The organism is Clostridia bacterium (genome assembly GCA_034926675.1).
Classification (GTDB): domain Bacteria; phylum Bacillota; class DTU025; order DTU025; family DTU025; genus JAYFQW01.
On the sequence record JAYFQW010000066.1, the window covers coordinates 21,977 to 39,018 of the forward strand.

Genomic DNA, 17,042 nt, shown 5'->3' on the forward strand with positions numbered 1-17,042 from the left:
TCTGCACCTCCCCACATCATCTCTATCGGCCAATCCACAAAACCGTGCGGACAGGCGAAACCTCCGTGAAGAATCGGCAAGTGTCGCCTGCCCGGACAGGGTCGCGAAGCAACTCACACACGCGGATGATAGCTATTCATCAGGTCTTCATGACCTAGTGCTGTATCCAGTTCCTACTTGACCACGCCGGTTCTCCTCAGCTCTTGGGCGATTGAGTCGCGAATCTCATAGGCGTGATACCTCTTGCGGGCTGTCTCGACGAGTTTACCCCAGTTCGACATAGGCTCTTCACCCGTGATGAATCTGCAGTACATCTCATTCACGTACGCCACGAGATCGGCATCGTACTTCTTGCTCGCTTCGGTCACCACACCATCTGCGACATCTGCAGTCACGGGCATGTTGAGCGCGAGGTTCTCGAGGATCTTTCCATATGCGCCGTATTTCGACCTCCAGAAGTCAGAGTCGAATCCGATCTTGAGCATTGCGTAGTGCGAAACCCAGTCCTGCGTCCCTTCTTCGGTAAAGACAAGTTCTCCGTTGACGTAGTTGTAGTGCTTCTTCTCTATTCCGTAGTTGACAAGTTTCCTGCCCTCGTCGCTTGCGGTGTAGTCGAGGAACTTCAAAGGGATGCGAGGGTCCTTGCAGTTCGAAGAGACCATGATCACGGATACCAAACCCTGCTCCTTGCCTAGAGAGCGCGCTCCCCCGGGCCCGGCCGGCGGGGCGATCTCTATCCAGTGGGCCTCCGGATCCACTTCCTTCAGCTTATATCGCGTATCCAGGATATACGGCAGATTCCAGGCGGTTTGTATGCAACCTATCCTTCCTTGAGTTATCTTCGTGAATATCCGGTCCGCCGTGTTCGCGACCCATTCCGGATCGAGTATCCCCTCGACGTGGAGACGATTGAGCCACTTGAGCGCCTCTGCATTGGCTGAACTGAGGTTCATGTTCGCAACCCCGGTTCCATTGCCGGCAAGTGCATATATGCTGCGCATCGACGAGAACATCGAACCGTGAGCTCCGAACAGCCACTGGAAACACATGCCGTCCACTCCGGTGGCCCGTCCGGTGAGTCCGTAGGTATCGCGGCGACCGTTTCCATCTGGGTCGTTCTCGGTGAATGCCTTCAGGGTCCTGTACATCTCGTCTGTGGTCTTTGGAATGGGTAACCCCAGCTTGTCCAGCCAATCCTTCCTTATGAACAGCCCCGCGAAGTTCCGGAAGCCGCCCACAGGCACGGCGTATACCTTGCCTTTGTAGGTTACCTTGTCCCAATCGGCCTTGGGGATCTCAGCCAGATTGGCGAATTCGGGCAGATACCGATCAAGCGGAATGATCGCCCCTTCATCGGCGAACTGTCTCCAATCGTTCTGCCACGGACAGATGAACATGTCGGGCATGTCCCTTGATGCTATCTGGATGTTAATCTTCTCCAGATAAGCCTCCAGCGGAGGGTTGGTGACCCGGAGAGTGATCCCCAGCCTGGACTCGAGTTCAGCTTTGATTGGATCATTCGCCGGAGGGAGAGCCCGCGGGGCCGGGTACATAATGGTGAGCGTTGGCCGTCCGCCTGCCGCAGCCTCAAGCTGCAAAGGGTACCCAACAGACACCACGATAGTCAGTAGAGCCGTGGCTACTAGCCCAGTAAGTATGGTCCTCCTCAATTCGCTCTTCCCCCTTCTTCAATTCTGATACCAGCTGGACACTGTACTCCTCCCTTCAACCTTTGATGGCTCCAAGGGTTATGCCCTTGGCGAAGTGCCTCTGCACCAGCGGGTATATCACCAGAATGGGTATTGTCGTGATTGCTATCACCGCCATTTTCATGTTCTGCCCGAATATGAGCCTGTCTCCCATCACATCCTGTACGTTTCCCTGCACCACGATCTCTCTCAGCAGTACCTGCAACGGGTATTTCGAGCGGTCGTTGATGAAGATTATCGCGTTGAAGAATGCGTTCCAATGAGACACCGCATAGAATAACCCAAGAGTTGCCAGGATCGGCATGGACAGCGGGAGTATCACGCGAGTGAGAATTTGCAGTTCAGAAGCGCCTTCCACGCTCGCCGCTTCATAGAGCTCATCGGGCAGCCCCTCGAAGTAGTTCTTCATGATAATCACGTAGTAGGGGTTGATCGCTGTGGGCAGGATCAAAGCCCAGACAGTGTCTATGAGCCTCAGTCTGGCCACCAGAAGGTAGGTGGGGATTATGCCGCCGCTGAAGAGCAGCGTAAAGACTATGAGAGTCAGAAACACGCTCCGCCCCGGAAGTGCCCTGCGAGATAGTGGAAAGGCGGTGAACGTAGTCAGCGTCAAGTTGACCGCGGTGCCGACCACAGTTCTGGTTACGCTCACGAAAAGCGCGCGCCTAATGGCTTCAGAACTGAGTACCTCACGATATGCCTCCAGAGTTATCTTGCGCGGCCACACTAGGCATGTGCCGCTCATCCCCACTACCTCAGGCGATGTGATCGACACGAGCAGCACGTGCAGAAACGGATACAGGCCCACCACTGCAACGATGATCAAGGTCGTGTGGACGATTGCGTCAAAGGCCCTGTCGCCCGGGCTTAGGATCGTGCGAGTAGACACGACATCACCCCAACGTTTCGAAGATATTTACCATATTCCTCGTTCGCCGCTACGTCGGACAAGCCAATTGGACGTGGCTATGAGAACCATGCCGACAATGGACTTGAACAGGTTCACGGCCGTCGCCAAGCTGTACTGGTGATGAATGAGGCCGTTGCGGTACACCCAGGTGTCGACGATGTCTCCGACAGACATGACCAGTGGATTGATCAGGGTGAAAACCTGCTCAAACCCGGCGTTGAGTATATTCCCTACCCTCAATATGAAGAGCACTGCTATGGTCGCCCTTATGCACGGAAGGGTCACGCTGACCATCTGGCGATACTTACTTGCGCCGTCAACGCGAGCTGCTTCGTAAAGCTCTGGGTCTATTCCGGCCATGGCGGCGAGGTATATGATCGCGCTCCAGCCGCTTTCCTTCCATATCTCGGACATGACAAGAAGAGGGCGAAACCACTGCCTTGATCCGAGGAAGAACACCGGTCGGAGACCGGCGAGTTTCAGCGCTTCGTTGACCGGACCGCTGGTTGGCGAGAGCATAGCCGTCATTATCCCCGCCATTACTACCCATGACACGAAATGCGGCACTGCGGATATGGTCTGGACTATGCTCTTCAACCGTTTGTTCGCTACCTCGTTGAGCATCAGCGCGAGAGCTATCGCCACGGGGAAGCCGAAAATGATCTTGTAGACGCTGATGAGGAAGGTGTTGCGCAGTAGCGGCCAGAACGACGGCGAACTAAAGAAGCTCGCAAAATGCTTGAACCCGCACCACGGGCTTCTCCAGATGCCGGTCAATAGGGAGTAGTCTTTGAAGGCAATCACAGCTCCATACATCGGGCCATAGCAGAAGACAGCGAAATAGACTAGACCAGGTATCAACATCATTAAAGACCCGCGACTCTTGGCCGCCCCTTTCAGTAGTCCACTACGTCCTGAATGCATTCCGTCAAACCTCCAGAGTTAGCTTAGCAGTCGCGTCGAGCGCACCTACAGCGTCGGGCCGGGATAGGGCTGGTTGCATGTGCAGCAACTGTGTTGTCAGTTATGCATATTCGCCCTCCGTTGCGGAAATCCTCCATGGCGCCAACAGTGTTTCACCAAAGCTGCCGACTCCGAGCCTTTGTGGTTACCCTCCCGAGAACCGGTGCGAATACAGCCCATGTCAGACCAGCTTGCCGCGGCCCTGAATGCGCCATTCTCCTATCACGAAGCCATCTCGGGTCACGAAGAAGCGGTCAAACAGATTGCTCACCACGCAGGCGTGATTCGGGATCACCTGCACTTTGTCACCAATCCCCGGCGTAGCGTGATCGGCAATCCCAGTGCTATCGTCCTGCCATGCGGCCGTGACACCCGCCTTGATTCTGGCCATCGCGTGTTCCTCATTCAGGCGCTCTATCCAAATGTGGCCGTTGCCCTTGACAATGCCGTGCCCGGGGATAGCGGGTCGGCCCGGCTTGTCGCCGGACAGTGCTTTCGTGCCAGCATCAAACACTATGCGATCCTCGGCGGGTCGGCTGACTACAGAAGTGAGAACTGATAGGGCACAATCCTTGAGCCCGGCCACGCCGAGGGCGACCAAGTCCGTGTCGTTGAACACGTATGTGCCGGGGCGGATCTCAGTGACGCCGTCCAGTTCATCCATGACGCACACCGTGGGTGTCGACCCAATACTCACCTCGTCGATGGCTATGCCGCTTTCTCTGAGCATTCTGGCAGTGGACGTCATCAGCTTGGCCTCTGAACAGGCGATCACCCGCAGTTCCTCTGGAGTGGCGGCGGAATGCGAGTGTCCCGCGTGGGTGAGGAGTCCCTTGATGCGGATGCCCTTCAGATCCTTGATGCTTAGGGCGAACCTGACGACATCCTCTCCCGCAGGTAAACCCACTCGCTTGAGCCCCACGTCGACCTCGATGTACACGTCGAGTGGTTCAGCTGCTCGAGCACTCGCATTCAGCGCAGCATCTGAAAGCGCCTCTGCGCCCTCGATACTGTCAACAGTGCATGCGATCCGAGGCGTCCAACTTCGAAGACTGAGAAGACGAGTCGCCTTCAATTCACCAATCACCGGGTAAGCGACCAGAATGTCCTCGATCCCCGCCTCTGCCATGACCTCCGCTTCGGAAACCTTGGCCACCGTCACTCCGGAAGCGCCGTGCCGCAACTGCAAATGAGCAATGATCGGAGACTTGTGCGTCTTAGTGTGCGGTCTGAGCTTGGCGCCACTGTCTACAGCACGCCTTGCCATGGTTCTCATGTTGTTCAGCATGATATCGTAGTCAATCAGTAGAGCCGGTGTATCCAGGCAGCTGATTGGCGTTCTCGAAGATCCCATTGCAGCGTGCGCCTCCTAATGTCTCCTCTTGGACCCAGGTTGCAGCGTTGCGTCACGCGCTCGAGTGCGTCAGCGCCTTTCCGGGCCTCTGCCCGGTTAGTTGTCCGTCTTGGAGAACCAACTTCCCATTCACGATCACGTATGAGAAACCGGAAGCCAGTAGCCGGGGTTCGGCGAAAGTCGCCCGATCTTGTACCTCCGTGGGTTCAAACACCGCAATGTCGGCCCGCATACCCGCTCTGAGCAGACCAGTGTCCATCAAACCGAGGCGCTGAGCCGGCATAGATGTCATCTTCCTGACGGCGTTTTCGAGAGTGAGAAATCGCTCCTCGCAAACGAACACCCGGATAACCCTTGCGAACGTGCCGGAATGCCTGGGATGGGGCGCGCCCTGTGAAGCCCACAGCCCGTCGGAGCACACCACGTGCAGACGGGACTTGTAGACCGTCTCTATGTCCTTGGGATCGAAAGAGAACATTATCCCCTTGGTGCATCCTTCGTTGGCACACACCAGATCGACCAGGACGTCAAATGGATCCCTGCCCTTCGCTTTCCCTAGCTGAGCCAGGCTCTTGCCTTCACAGTCCTTGAGATCCTGACTTGGAACGAAGGCAACCGAGATGTTCTCCCAGCCGATCAACGGTACCTTGGCCTCCCACAGCTTGCCGCCTTCGCCGAACACCGTCTCATGGCGTATCCTTGCACGCATAACCGGATCTTTCAGGAGTTCACTCAGTCGACGCACGCCGTCCTGCTCCTGCGTCCAAGGCGGAAACAAGGTATTCAGCCCAGTGCTGCCGGCCGTATATGGGTACATGTCACACATGATATCGATACCTTGTTCTCGCGCCTCATCCATCAGTTGCAGTACGTCGTTGACCTTACCCCAATTGCCCCTCCCACCGGCCTGAAGGTGTGACAGCTGGCCTCTGGCGCCCGACCTTGCGAGTATTCCCACGAGTTCCTTGGCGGAATCGATTAGGTGTGTCTCGTACGTCCTCACGTGAGCTGCCAAAAGTCCGCCCATGGACGCAACCGCACGAGCCAGAGCTGTCAACTCATCGGCATCTGCGTAAGCATCCGGGACGTAGAGAAGTCCCAGCGAAAGCCCCAGCGCTCCCTGGTTCATCGCTTCAGCCGTCAGGCTCTGCATCGCCCTTAGCTCACCGACCGTGGGTTCGCGTTTGTCATAGCCCATGACTGCTACTCTGATCGACCCATGACCCACGAGACCGGCGACATTAACGAGGCTGCCGTTCCTGGAGATTCGGGCCTTGTAGTCGGCAAACGATGAATCGAGGGTCTCTTCTGTCACATCCCCGCTCGCGGACGCAAGGCGCGCAAAGGAAAGCGCCCGTCCGCTGGTCGCCGCCGGGAAAGTGGAAAAACCACAGTTGCCTGTAACGACCAATGTCACGCCCTGAAACGTCTTGGCCATTGTGGCCTCATCGCGCAGCTGAGTCAGGTCATCATGGCAGTGCATATCTATCAGGCCAGGGCTAGCCACTCGCCCACCTGCATCGATGACGCAACGGGCATCGCCGTCGAGATGCGCCGCAACGCCCACTATTCTGTCTCTCACCACGCCAACATCACCGTAAAACCACGGGGCACCGGACCCATCAACGACCTTAGCGTTTCGTATGAGCACATCGAACATGCGGATTTCACCTCGCTACGCGCATTGAGACATCGCCGAAGCCGATAGTCGGCTCTCAAGCGAATTCGACTATCAGCTCCACTTCTACCGGTGCTCCGAACGGGAGCTCCGCGACTCCCACAGCCGACCTAGCGTGCCTACCGCGGTCCCCAAAGAGCTGCACGAGCAGGTCCGAAGCACCGTTCACTACCTTGGGCTGCTGATCAAAACCCGGTGCGGAAGCCACAAAGCCAGTGACCTTCACGATCCGCTTGATGCTCTCAAGGTCGCCCATTACTGCTTCAGCCTCGGCCAAGCAATTCAGCACGGCTATCTGGGCAGACCTGTAGCCATCTTCGATGGTTACTCCTGCTCCGAGTTTCCCTGAGTATACTAGCCTACCGTCAATCGTACCCGTTTGGCCCGATACGAAGCAGAGACTCCCGGCAATCACACCGGGCACGTATGCGCCAGCCGGCGTGGGGGTCGGAGGCAGCTGGAATCCAAGGCTCTGGATTCTCTCATTTATGCCCATAGTCGACACCCTTCCTCCTAATCCTCGTCAAGTTCAAGAGCAGCATCAACCTCGCATTCGAACAGGCGGTCCCAGGGCAGGCACACGTTGAGCTTGGCGAGCCTGCAGCGCTCCGGGCCGATCCGCGAGAAATGGTCCTCGAAAAGTGCCATAGCTTGACCCTGAAGGTCTGCGAGAGCAAGGCGCTCAGCCCTGTCGTGTTGGGCCAGTCCGAAGTTCCGGATATCCATCCCTTCCAACTGAAGCAGGCGCTTAGCTTCAGCCCGCGTGCATGATTGGTACAGATAGTCGTCCACTAGCCGCTCGAAAACGAATCGGGCGCGAGGCATCCAGTTATCGGGGTTGGACCATGCCGCAATAGCTGTAGCCAGGGCTGTGCCGATTGTATTCGCAGCCGTGTTCCAGCCCGCATAGGCAGACAGCTTGTCAAGTGGGAACTCGTCCAGCGAGGCGCGAACAAACTGCGCGTCAGCTCCATTTAGGGTTCGCACATCGGCAAAGGCCACGGTCTTGCCGCTGTGGGCGCTATCGGCCAACCTCTCGAATACCCGACGATCTATGTGCTCACACTCGCCGCCCTGTGCACACGCACCCTGAGAGATGTGATCGGCCTGCGTGTGGCAGACGGGGTCGGGGGCGTGTACCAGGAGAACGATATCGGAGTCGGCGTCCGCATCGTGGACGGGTACGGCCCCAGCCGCGACTATCTGAGACCTAACGCTCTCCTCCAGCGGTTCCTCTTCGAGCTTGGGCATCGCATGCCTGCCTTCGTCCGGCATGAAGACAGTGGAGATTCGCGGACACCGATCCGGCCTGCCGCTGACACCATGCAGTGTGGATATGTGCCGCGCGAGAAGCACTATGCCCAGCTCGTCAGTCCCGGGATGAACGCGCAGGAATTCCGGTGTGCCGTCCGCGATGCCCGCAAGGCGTCGGGCGTAATCGACAAGCGCCCGTCTCTCAGCCCTGTGCGGACCATACTCCCCAGCATCGTCCTGCCCCAATACGAGAAAGTCGAACACTCCCGTGGCTGCCAGCGCCACGGACATGAGATTGACTGCGTGGTCGCGACGACGCGCGGTCAAGTAGTCCTCGATGAGAGCCGCAGGGATCTGTCTCTCTAAGTCTGCCAGTTCGCGCAGTTCACCGGCTGTCGCAACCCCATCGGCAGATTTCGCCGATAGCGCAGAGAACCGGCGAAGCATCTCCCTGCGCTCTTCCAACGCAGAACTCACGCCTGTAGGGGAAGCCCGCATTATCACGCCGGATACAAGCATCTTCGATGTGGGGTTGCACGCTGCTATCCGCGCAAGCCGGCAGAGTCGCCTGCGGGCCTCGTCGAGGCTCGTCTCGCCCAAACGCGACGCCACGAGCCCGCCGTACAGCGCCATCTCAAGCGACACTACCATTGCCGATACGGTCGGCGCAGTGGATTCCAGCCAGTCCAGCACAGCGTCGGGCAGGCCGGGCTCAAGGAAACGCCCGAGGACCTCCTTCGGCGGGGCAACAACGTCAACTCCGGCGATCTCGCCGATACGCGCGGGAAACACCGCCGTACACGGCCGATCGTCGAGCGGAACAAGGGCGATCGATTTCTGGGTCATTGAAGTTCTGCCTCCTCCATTCCCGTACAACACCGAACAACCCGTGCGCTATCATCTTGAGCAGCTCCGCCGGGCTGGCGAGATCTCCCTGGGAAACTGACAAGCGTAGCCTGCCCTAACGAGGCGTTAGGCGCACGTCAACCAGTTGAGTTGCATAGGTCGCAATCATGTTGCTGATCACGCATATTCGCTCTCCGTTCCAGAAATCCTTCCTTAGAGTATCAGTTGTTGACAACAAGATTGGGATACCCTGAAATGTGCACTCTCGCGGCATCCCATGGGAAGGCTGGTAGATGGCCGCAATGGTGTTGGGTGTGAATATGGGCGCGGCAGCTCGTGATGGAGTTCGTGCCGAAGGTAGTGGGCTTTGTCGACGATAACTACGGGGTCTGACCGTTTTGTGAACTCTGGTCGGAGATGTACTGCTGCATCTAGCGATAGATGTCGACATTCCTGAACCGCGGCAACAGGCCGAGTCCTACTGCCAGATGGCGGTGGAAGTCGATTATGGTTACCGAATCCAGCGGCAGGCATACCGGCGAATACTGCTGCGGATTAAGAGAGTCGACTAAACTCCGCAATCTGTGGTTCTGCCTGCCCCAGACGGCATTCGACCACTGGGCGCAGATGGATCCCGAGTATGGCGTCCACGCCCTCAACCGCACCGGCCTCTATCATCCTCTCGGCCCCAAGCCCAGTCTATTCAGCAGGCTGAAAAACCTGAGCATCGTGTCCGCATGAGCCGATCTCTTGCTCAGACCCAAGATCCGCCACGACCCCTGTCTGGGCCGAACCAGTGCCGACCCAAAATCCGGCGTCCGCCAGGTGAGCTGCGATGAAGTCGACCGTCTCCGTCTCGGCAAACGGACCTTCAGGCATGGCATGAAGCTTTTCAGAAACCTTGCTCAATATCGTCCCGCATACTGCTTGCTGCGCGCAGCAACTCATTCATGCCGCCTTTCAACCTCCTTCCACGATTCGGCAAGTCGGCATCGGATAGTCCCGTCGCACTCCACGCTCGCCCGCAGCAGGGCCAGGATGACCGCGCCCACAACCGGCGGATATGGCGCCTGCACGACCCGCGCCCCGGGGGCAAGCTTCGCCAATTCGCCCCGGAACGGACCCAGAATCACATTGCCTGCCTTGAACACACTGCCACACAGCGCCGCCGGAAACTCCCCGGCGTCCATACCCAGCACCCGCGCGGCCGCGTACGCCGTCACGGCCAGCTCTCGCCCGGCGTACTCCGTAATCCCCAGCGCGACCGAATCGCCCTCATGCGCGGCCGCCACCACGTCAAGGCAGAAGTCGACAATATCCCGGTTGTTCACCGGTTCCCTGTACGGCACACCCCTCAGGCCATCGAGAGTGTCAATCCCGTAACGGGCCAACGCCCTCCCCACTAAGCTGGTTGCTGGGCCACGTCCATCATGGGCTCGGGTGGCAGCGGCTAGGCCGAGGCGGCCTATGTCCTGACCGCTTCCCTCGTCACCCACGCGGTACCCCCATCCGCCCGACCGCGCGCGCCTGCCCTCCCTGTCCACCGCCATGGCAATGCTACCTGTGCCGGCCACGATCACCACACCGTAGAGTTCGCCCACAGCGGCCGCCAGCCCGGCGGCGGCATCGTTCTCAACACACACACACTCCGCATCCAGCACGGCCCGGGCGGCTTCGGTCATAGCCACATTGACCCCGTCAGTGCCGACCCCGCCCAACGCCAGTTGCGCGACGCGTATCCTGCAGCCAGGCGCCGATATGTCCAATCCGGCATCGCGCATAGCGGCCTCCACTCCGTGGCGCACCGCCTGCGCAGCCTCCCGAGCCCCCCCGGCTAGCCTCAGGTAATTGGATGGCCCGACGAACCCCAGGCCCAGGAGACTGCCTCCCATATCCGCCACTAGGCAAGCGGTCTTGGTACCGCCGCCGTCCACGCCCACTACAAGGTCCATTCTGTTGTCCCCCAATCGTCCCGCAGTCCCAGCCATCCATCCAACTACCGTCCGCTCAGCCGCCGTCTGCTCATCCACTTGTTCGCCAGAGTCTTGAGATGTCCCCCGTTGCTTCGCGTCCACCAAGGCATCCTTGACCGCCACCAGCAGAGTGTGGTCAGGCTCAATGTCATCGTGGATGCTCCTGTCCGGCGACGCCGACTCTCTGGCCAAAGCGATCTTCAGTTCCTGATACCCGCTGTACCCCGAAGTGTTGGCAAGACGGATTGCTGTCGCATCCGAAGTGCCTGTCGCATTGGCCAGTTCGGTTAGCGTCTTGTGGAGCTTATTCTCAACTAACAAAAGAAACGCGTGCGCGTGTTTCCGCGCGTTTACGCCTCGATCTCGAAGCTACCGCTCTTCTCCCGGCAGCGGTCTGTCGGCTGCTCCTCTTCCTCTGCCCCGCAATACCAGATGTCCCTCATTCGCTAGGCCCTTAACGGGCCTCTCACGCGTAGCCCTGAGCGTGCGCGCAGCATACTGACTAGCATGGAGGATCGCTCCGGAGTCGTCGAAGGTGAGGATACTGTCGCCCACCGAACTTGCCACGGTATCGAGCTACCCCGCCAGGCTAGCTGCCTTTGCTGCCTGTTGCCTCTCGCCGAACGCCCGCTTCGACACTGTGGTCTGCCCCAAGGTGCGACCGATGCACCGTGCGTACGCTCCCGGTCATCTGTCGAGAGAGGAAGGGGGCTCTTGCTGGGCAAACCACAGTTGGGCAGTTCTGAGGTACACACCTACTGCAAGCGCAGCTTCGTGTAGGGGCAGTGTCTCATTCGCCTTGTGGGCAACCCTGATGTCGCCAGGGCCCAGGATGACCGTAGGGATGCTAGCCCGATGAACAAGGTGAGACATGTCGCAGGTGGCCGGAAAGCCAGTGGGCTCCACAGGTCTACCCAGCGCCTCTGATGCCGCTCTGCACGCCGCGGACACTATTGGGTCACTCAGATCGGTTCTTGATGGCGGTATGAAACTGACCTTCTCCACTTCAGCACGTTCGCCGCGGGATGGGAGCAATGATGCGTGCACTACATCGGTTATCTCCTTGGCAGCAGAGCATTCGCTTTCCCCGGTGATCACCCGGCGGTCTACAGAGATTTCGCAAGATTCTGGCACGACATTACGGGCGATGCCGCCTGATATGGTGGATACGACGAGACTCGCGCGCCCTGTGTATGTGTCCGCGCGATCTGCGATGCTATTCGCAAGACGATCAAGGTTGCCAACAACCCGGGCCATTGCTGTGACGGCGTTGACTCCCTCCTCGGGAGAACTCGCGTGAGCAGCCTTCCCAAAGGTCCGCACTCGCAGCCGCAGCACCCCCTTGTGTGCAATCATCGGAACCAAGCCTGTCGGCTCCCCGACAATCGCAGCGTCAGCATGGAAATCGCCGTCTAGCTCGGCTTTCGTTCCTATTCCCCCACGCTCCTCGCCGCCCACAGCCATGAATACCACTCGTCCGCCCAGATACCGCTGCCTCCTGGCCAGCTCGGAGCAAGCGAGAGCCATGGCTGCGAGGCTTCCTTTGGCATCTGCCGCGCCGCGCCCTACAACCACACCTTCACTCTCTACTGGAGCGAAGGGATCGGTCGCCCACTGATCCATCTCGCCCGGAGGGACCACGTCCATGTGAGTGTTGAGCACGAGTGTTCTGCCTCCGGATCCGATCTGAGCCACGATATTCATGGGAACACCGTCAACCGTAGTGATTCTGAATGGGATGCCCTGCATCCGAAACAAGCAGGCAAGATACTCAACTACACCGCATTCGCGATCGCCTAACGACGGAATCGCCACAAGATCCAAGAGAAGTGCCCTGAGTTCGGCCATGTTTACGTCCATCATGGCAGTCGCCGCCACCCTTCAACTGCGATTTGTCAGCAGGCTCGGCCCGGCGTATCCTCTCACGGGTGAGCAGAGACCACAGCCCCATTCTGAATCACGAGAAGAAGAGCGCGCAGAGTTCGTATGTCCTTGAATGGATTGCCCTCGACAGCTACCAGATCGGCAATCATGCCTGCGCGCACTTGCCCATGCTCATGGCCGCGGTCCATTTCCCCCACGCTCCTCGCCGACCCTGACGTGAGGCATGAATGGGATCCCGGCGCAGGACTGCGACCTCTATGATCTGTCTCGCAAGCTCCACTCAGTCAATGCCGAAACCCCGGCCAGCCGCCTCGAACGCAGCGGCTCCGACCAGCGCTTTCGCGCCCTGGTCGGCAAGCTGCCGGACCGCTTGGTCAACCTGAGGTTTCGATACCTCGTCACCAACCGCAGCATAACGATGGAGACACTCGAGCGTCATCGAGCAATCTCCCATCGCGCAGTTCGGCAATGCCCCGGGATCGCTGATTGCCTGTTTGCTTGGCCACAGATGCAACTCTTCCGTTGGGCCGTGTTGCGACTGCTGCAACTATGTTGTTGTATACGTGTATTCGATCTCCGTTTCGGAATTCCTTCCTGCGGGCGTAACACTCTATGGATATCTCGTACACACATTCGCTTGCGGATGTCAATTGGCATCATCCGCGCTCCTGACGTTACGACGTAGCATCCCAGTTCTCTTCCAACGCCCCTTGGGCGATGAGTTCAGGCCCGGCGACCAGTTGCTGGCTATCGATACCCTGTAAATTGTCAATCTATCCCAGAGGTACTGATCCCCTCCGTATGGAATACGCACGGCAGAACGCCGTTCCATCGGAGGTTGCGCCGCTATGCGCGAACCACGTGCTTGCAGACGTTCAATGATCTGCAAGATGTTTCAGTTCTGTTTGGAGCCGAAACTGTGGCAGAGGACTTCGACGACTCCGTGTTGAGCCGAACCCTGGATAAGGTGTTCGATGCCGGACCCAAGAAAGTGTTTGGGGTCGCTGCAATGAGAGCGGCTCTTCGGGAAGACGTGAAGGTCGATGTTGTACACGCCGATACCACGTCGTGGTCAGTAAAGGGCCTGTTTGAAGCCAGCTCTCCTGAGGGCGAAGCATTGTACGTTACGTATGGATACAGCCGAGATCACAGGCTTGACCTTAAGCAGTTCAACTACGGCCTGGTGGTTAACGGCGAAGGCATACCACTGATGGGCGAAGCCATGGACGGCAATGAGTCGGATAAGGTTTGGAACGGGCGAGTGATCGAGGAACTGGTAAGTCAACTCACCGACAATCTGACCGAACTGGTGTATGTGGCCGATTCGGCTGTGGTGACGAAGGATAGCCTCGATGTTATTGCCGGCAAGGAAGGCCAACACGCTTGAGAAGAACCTGCTCAAACAGCGGGAAGAGCTTGAAACAAGCCTCAAGCAGCTCGGAACAGTGGAGTTCGCTTGTGAGTCGGACGCCAGGGCAGCCCTTGAGAAGATCAAGCACGAGAATCGCAGTGCGCTGTACGAAATCTCGGGAGATGTGCAGGCCGAAGAACAGGTTCTGAGAAGAGTCAGGCCTGGCAGGCCCCGCGCCCTGGGAGTATCGCCATCGGTATACATTACCATTCCTCAAGTGAATCGCGACTCCTGAGAATCGTGAGATCCAATACACAAAGGCGCTGAATGTGGGTTCCGACCTTCACGGTCGACAATTGCGCTTACCCTAATCCATTGAGTCTGAGCTACTCTCACAGGCTCCTAGCGCGCTTGAGGAATATGCGCTAGGTCTCTCCGCAGGCGGCTCAGCGAGATAGGATTCTGATGAAAACGTAAAGCAGTACGTGCACAGGCGCGGTTCAAGCCCATCAAAAGCCAAGCATGAATTCCATGCTTGCCGCGAGAGCCTCCGCCGCGCTAAGGTTCAGCCTGTCAGCGCCAAGCGACACGCTCCACTTCCCGTCTTGATCTTCGAGCCGTGCATGCCACACGCACTTAATCGCAGGAGTGAGCCGGCACCCCAGTTCGAGCCAGGGCAAGCGCACGCTCCCACTATGCCACGCCGTATTCGCGTCGGAGCGCATTGCATTTGGGTCAAGCGCAACCTTGGCCGACGGCAGGAGCCGCTGGCCATCGTAGTACAGCCGGGCAACGACGCGCGCGCCATTGCAGTTCGCCTCGAGCCCCGCCTCGAGCGCTCTGGGGAGAATCTGGCGCCAGTCCCCTAAGTGTTGGACTCCGGTCATGGTTGGGGCATATACCAGATATCCATGTTCGTCCACGGTAACCGTGTCGGTGTTGACGATGCCCCGAACGAACAATGCATCCTTCCATGTGACCATGCCGACGGCATTCCGAAGGCACATGCCAACGGAAACGTGATCAGAGAGCGCAACCGCGCCCGCAATGTCGATGGCAAACCCCAGAGCCCCACCGCGCGATTCGTCCCACTCGATCTTCTCGAGCGTGCCTACCAGCTTTCCCTTGCCATCAGGCATCTCCTGGGCGACCCCGGCGAGATTGGCGTCGTATAGGCTCCTGCCCCGAATGACGCTAAGGCTCAGTCCAATAGCTCCTCGCCCACGTCCAGAGGACGCTGCAATCGGGGTGGATACACTGATTGTGCCCTTTTGCACAGTGGACGACTTAGCCCAGACGCCGATTTCGTAATCACAATCGCGTTTCTGTGCGTGCTGTGCATCCGACCCCTGCCGAAGCTCTGCAAGCCATCTCACCGTGTCGCCGGACGCGACTCCCTCGGCGATAACCTCCTCGCCCAGCTCAAACCGGATAGCGCTTCCCCACGCCAGTGCAACCGAACTCGATCCTGAGATCTCTATCCTTGCGATGTCCTCCGCGAAGTCATCGGGCAGGTGTTTCGCGAGTCGTTTGAGCGCGCTCTTGCGCTGCGGCCTCCCGGTAAGGCTGAGGGCGGCTTCCCTGGCGACCGGGAGTGCACTGGTGAAATTGGACGACAGCCCGGCATCCAGGCTGAGGCCAGTATATGAGGGACGCGACAGCGCGAATGCAGAAGACGAGCCAACCGGCCCGCTCGCGGAAGTTTGCGCATCATGCCCAGCAACAGCCATAGACAGTACTTCCGGCAACAGTCCGCCGCCCCTGCCGCCCACACACAACGCGGCACTCGCCGGCTGAGCAGCGCCGCACAACACTGCCATAACAGACGCCAGCACAACTAAAGCCCTTCGCCAGTCCCGCCAGACCATCTCCATTTGACATCCCCGCAATCCTGTGCAGTGTTATTGCAGCCGTTAGCCTCAATCGGGTAGGAGGGGGCGTCTAGCCCCCGTCCTCCCACACCACCGTACGTGCCGTTCGGCATACGGCGGTTCATGAAACCTTAGGAATTCTGCGCGTAGAGATCCGTCAAGCTCAGAAGCCCTTGGTTGCGCAAGTGGGCGATGCCGAGGGCTTTGTTCACCTGCGGAGTGTTAGCGAGTCGCCAGTATGCTTTACGCGACCCGCTGATCTTTTGTGCCCACTCATCGGGAATGCCCAGAGCGACAAGGTTTCGCCGCACCGTCTTGGGCCTCTTCCATTGTTTCAGCAGGCACATCCGCAGACGTCGTCGTATCCATTGATCCATCTCCTGGCATACGCTCGGGGTCCGTGCGATTCGGTAGTATCCCATCCAACCTCGCAGGTAGGAGTTGAGCTCGCGAATGCGGCTGGCCATACTCCGCCCATTGCTGCGGCTGGTGATCTCCCGAATTCGCTCTTCGAATCGCTCCCGGGTTTTGGTCGCAACCCGAATTCGAGGCTTTGAGCCTCCGATGAACGAGAAGCCCAGGAATTTGCGTTTTCCCGGCCTATCTACAGCGCTCTTTTCCTCGTTGACCTTGAGCTTCAGCTTGCCTTCTACAAAGCGTCGAACGCTTGCCATGACCCGTTCTCCCGCACGCCGACTCTTGACGTAGACGTTACAGTCATCGGCATAGCGAGCGAACCTATGGCCTCTCTTCTCGAGTTCCCAGTCAAGGTCGTTCAGCATGATGTTGGCAAGCAGGGGGCTTAACGGACCGCCTTGCGGCGTACCCTCCTCGCTTCTCACACACACGCCGTTTTCCATGACTCCGGCTTCGAGAAACGCACGGATCAGTTTGAGCACCCGCTTATCTCGAACCACCCTAGCCACTTTGGCCATCACGATGTCGTGATTGACGCGATCGAAGAATTTGGATAGGTCCATGTCTACTACGAACCCATAGCCTTCTTCGATGTAGCCGCGGGCGGCCTCAACTGCTTGGTGCGCGCTCTTGCCCGGCCTGAAGCCGTAGCTGTGCTCAGAGAACGTGGGTTCAAACAGCGGCGTCAACACCTGTAGAACAGCTTGCTGAATGAAACGGTCCAATGCGGTGGGTATCCCCAGAAGTCTTACGCCTCCGCCCGGCTTCGGGATTTCGTGCCGGCGTACAGGGCTTGGCCTGTAGGTCCCACTGAGCAGCGATTGCTTGAGCT

The 17,042-nt window shown here is 58.5% G+C and carries 16 protein-coding genes; 2 read left to right on the forward strand and 14 right to left on the reverse strand.

Annotation, left to right across the window (positions count from 1 at the left end; translation table 11 throughout):
- Positions 1-173: 173 nt before the first annotated feature.
- From VB144_13600 to VB144_13655, 12 genes are all read right to left on the reverse strand, one after another.
- The gene (locus tag VB144_13600) at positions 174-1,670 is read right to left on the reverse strand and encodes an extracellular solute-binding protein (GenBank protein ID MEA4884661.1); all 1,497 of its coding nucleotides are present in this window, start codon (positions 1,668-1,670) and stop codon (positions 174-176) included.
- Positions 1,671-1,725: 55 nt separating this feature from the next.
- Positions 1,726-2,598, reverse strand: a complete 873-nt coding sequence (locus VB144_13605) for a carbohydrate ABC transporter permease (GenBank protein MEA4884662.1) — start codon at positions 2,596-2,598, stop codon at positions 1,726-1,728.
- Positions 2,599-2,625: 27 nt separating this feature from the next.
- Positions 2,626-3,543: an ABC transporter permease subunit gene (locus VB144_13610; GenBank protein MEA4884663.1), complete on the reverse strand. Its 918-nt coding sequence runs from the start codon at positions 3,541-3,543 to the stop codon at positions 2,626-2,628.
- Positions 3,544-3,763: 220 nt separating this feature from the next.
- Positions 3,764-4,936, reverse strand: a complete 1,173-nt coding sequence (locus VB144_13615; GenBank protein ID MEA4884664.1) for an alanine racemase — start codon at positions 4,934-4,936, stop codon at positions 3,764-3,766.
- 52 nt (positions 4,937-4,988) lie between these two features.
- Entirely contained in the window at positions 4,989-6,596 is a 1,608-nt protein-coding gene (locus tag VB144_13620) for a D-aminoacylase (GenBank protein MEA4884665.1), read from the reverse strand.
- 55 nt (positions 6,597-6,651) lie between these two features.
- Complete coding sequence (locus VB144_13625) at positions 6,652-7,110, reverse strand: RidA family protein (protein MEA4884666.1); 459 nt, start codon at positions 7,108-7,110, stop codon at positions 6,652-6,654.
- Between the two features lie 17 nt (positions 7,111-7,127).
- Positions 7,128-8,714, reverse strand: coding sequence for a DUF4127 family protein (locus VB144_13630; protein ID MEA4884667.1), 1,587 nt, complete (start codon positions 8,712-8,714; stop codon positions 7,128-7,130).
- A gap of 699 nt (positions 8,715-9,413) precedes the next feature.
- Positions 9,414-9,623, reverse strand: a complete 210-nt coding sequence (locus VB144_13635) for a hypothetical protein (GenBank protein MEA4884668.1) — start codon at positions 9,621-9,623, stop codon at positions 9,414-9,416.
- A gap of 35 nt (positions 9,624-9,658) precedes the next feature.
- On the reverse strand, positions 9,659-11,008 hold the full coding sequence (locus VB144_13640; GenBank protein ID MEA4884669.1) for a BadF/BadG/BcrA/BcrD ATPase family protein: 1,350 nt from the start codon (positions 11,006-11,008) through the stop codon (positions 9,659-9,661).
- Positions 11,009-11,374: 366 nt separating this feature from the next.
- On the reverse strand, positions 11,375-12,550 hold the full coding sequence (locus VB144_13645; GenBank protein MEA4884670.1) for a M20 family metallopeptidase: 1,176 nt from the start codon (positions 12,548-12,550) through the stop codon (positions 11,375-11,377).
- 59 nt (positions 12,551-12,609) lie between these two features.
- Positions 12,610-12,759, reverse strand: coding sequence for a hypothetical protein (locus VB144_13650; GenBank protein MEA4884671.1), 150 nt, complete (start codon positions 12,757-12,759; stop codon positions 12,610-12,612).
- 92 nt (positions 12,760-12,851) lie between these two features.
- A complete protein-coding gene (locus VB144_13655; protein MEA4884672.1) occupies positions 12,852-13,010 on the reverse strand; it encodes a hypothetical protein in 159 nt (52 codons plus the stop codon).
- A gap of 480 nt (positions 13,011-13,490) precedes the next feature.
- On the opposite strand from VB144_13655, the gene VB144_13660 reads away from it, so the two are divergent.
- Both VB144_13660 and VB144_13665 read left to right on the forward strand, forming a co-directional pair.
- Positions 13,491-13,958, forward strand: a complete 468-nt coding sequence (locus VB144_13660) for an IS1634 family transposase (GenBank protein MEA4884673.1) — start codon at positions 13,491-13,493, stop codon at positions 13,956-13,958.
- On the forward strand, positions 13,924-14,217 hold the full coding sequence (locus VB144_13665; GenBank protein MEA4884674.1) for a hypothetical protein: 294 nt from the start codon (positions 13,924-13,926) through the stop codon (positions 14,215-14,217). Before VB144_13660 ends, VB144_13665 begins: the two co-directional genes overlap by 35 nt.
- Before the next feature lie 214 nt (positions 14,218-14,431).
- Here VB144_13665 and VB144_13670 read toward each other — a convergent pair whose 3' ends face one another.
- Both VB144_13670 and ltrA read right to left on the reverse strand, forming a co-directional pair.
- Positions 14,432-15,796: a hypothetical protein gene (locus tag VB144_13670; protein ID MEA4884675.1), complete on the reverse strand. Its 1,365-nt coding sequence runs from the start codon at positions 15,794-15,796 to the stop codon at positions 14,432-14,434.
- 128 nt (positions 15,797-15,924) lie between these two features.
- The coding region (ltrA, locus tag VB144_13675) for a group II intron reverse transcriptase/maturase (GenBank protein MEA4884676.1) at positions 15,925-17,042 on the reverse strand (1,118 nt) is incomplete at its 5' end.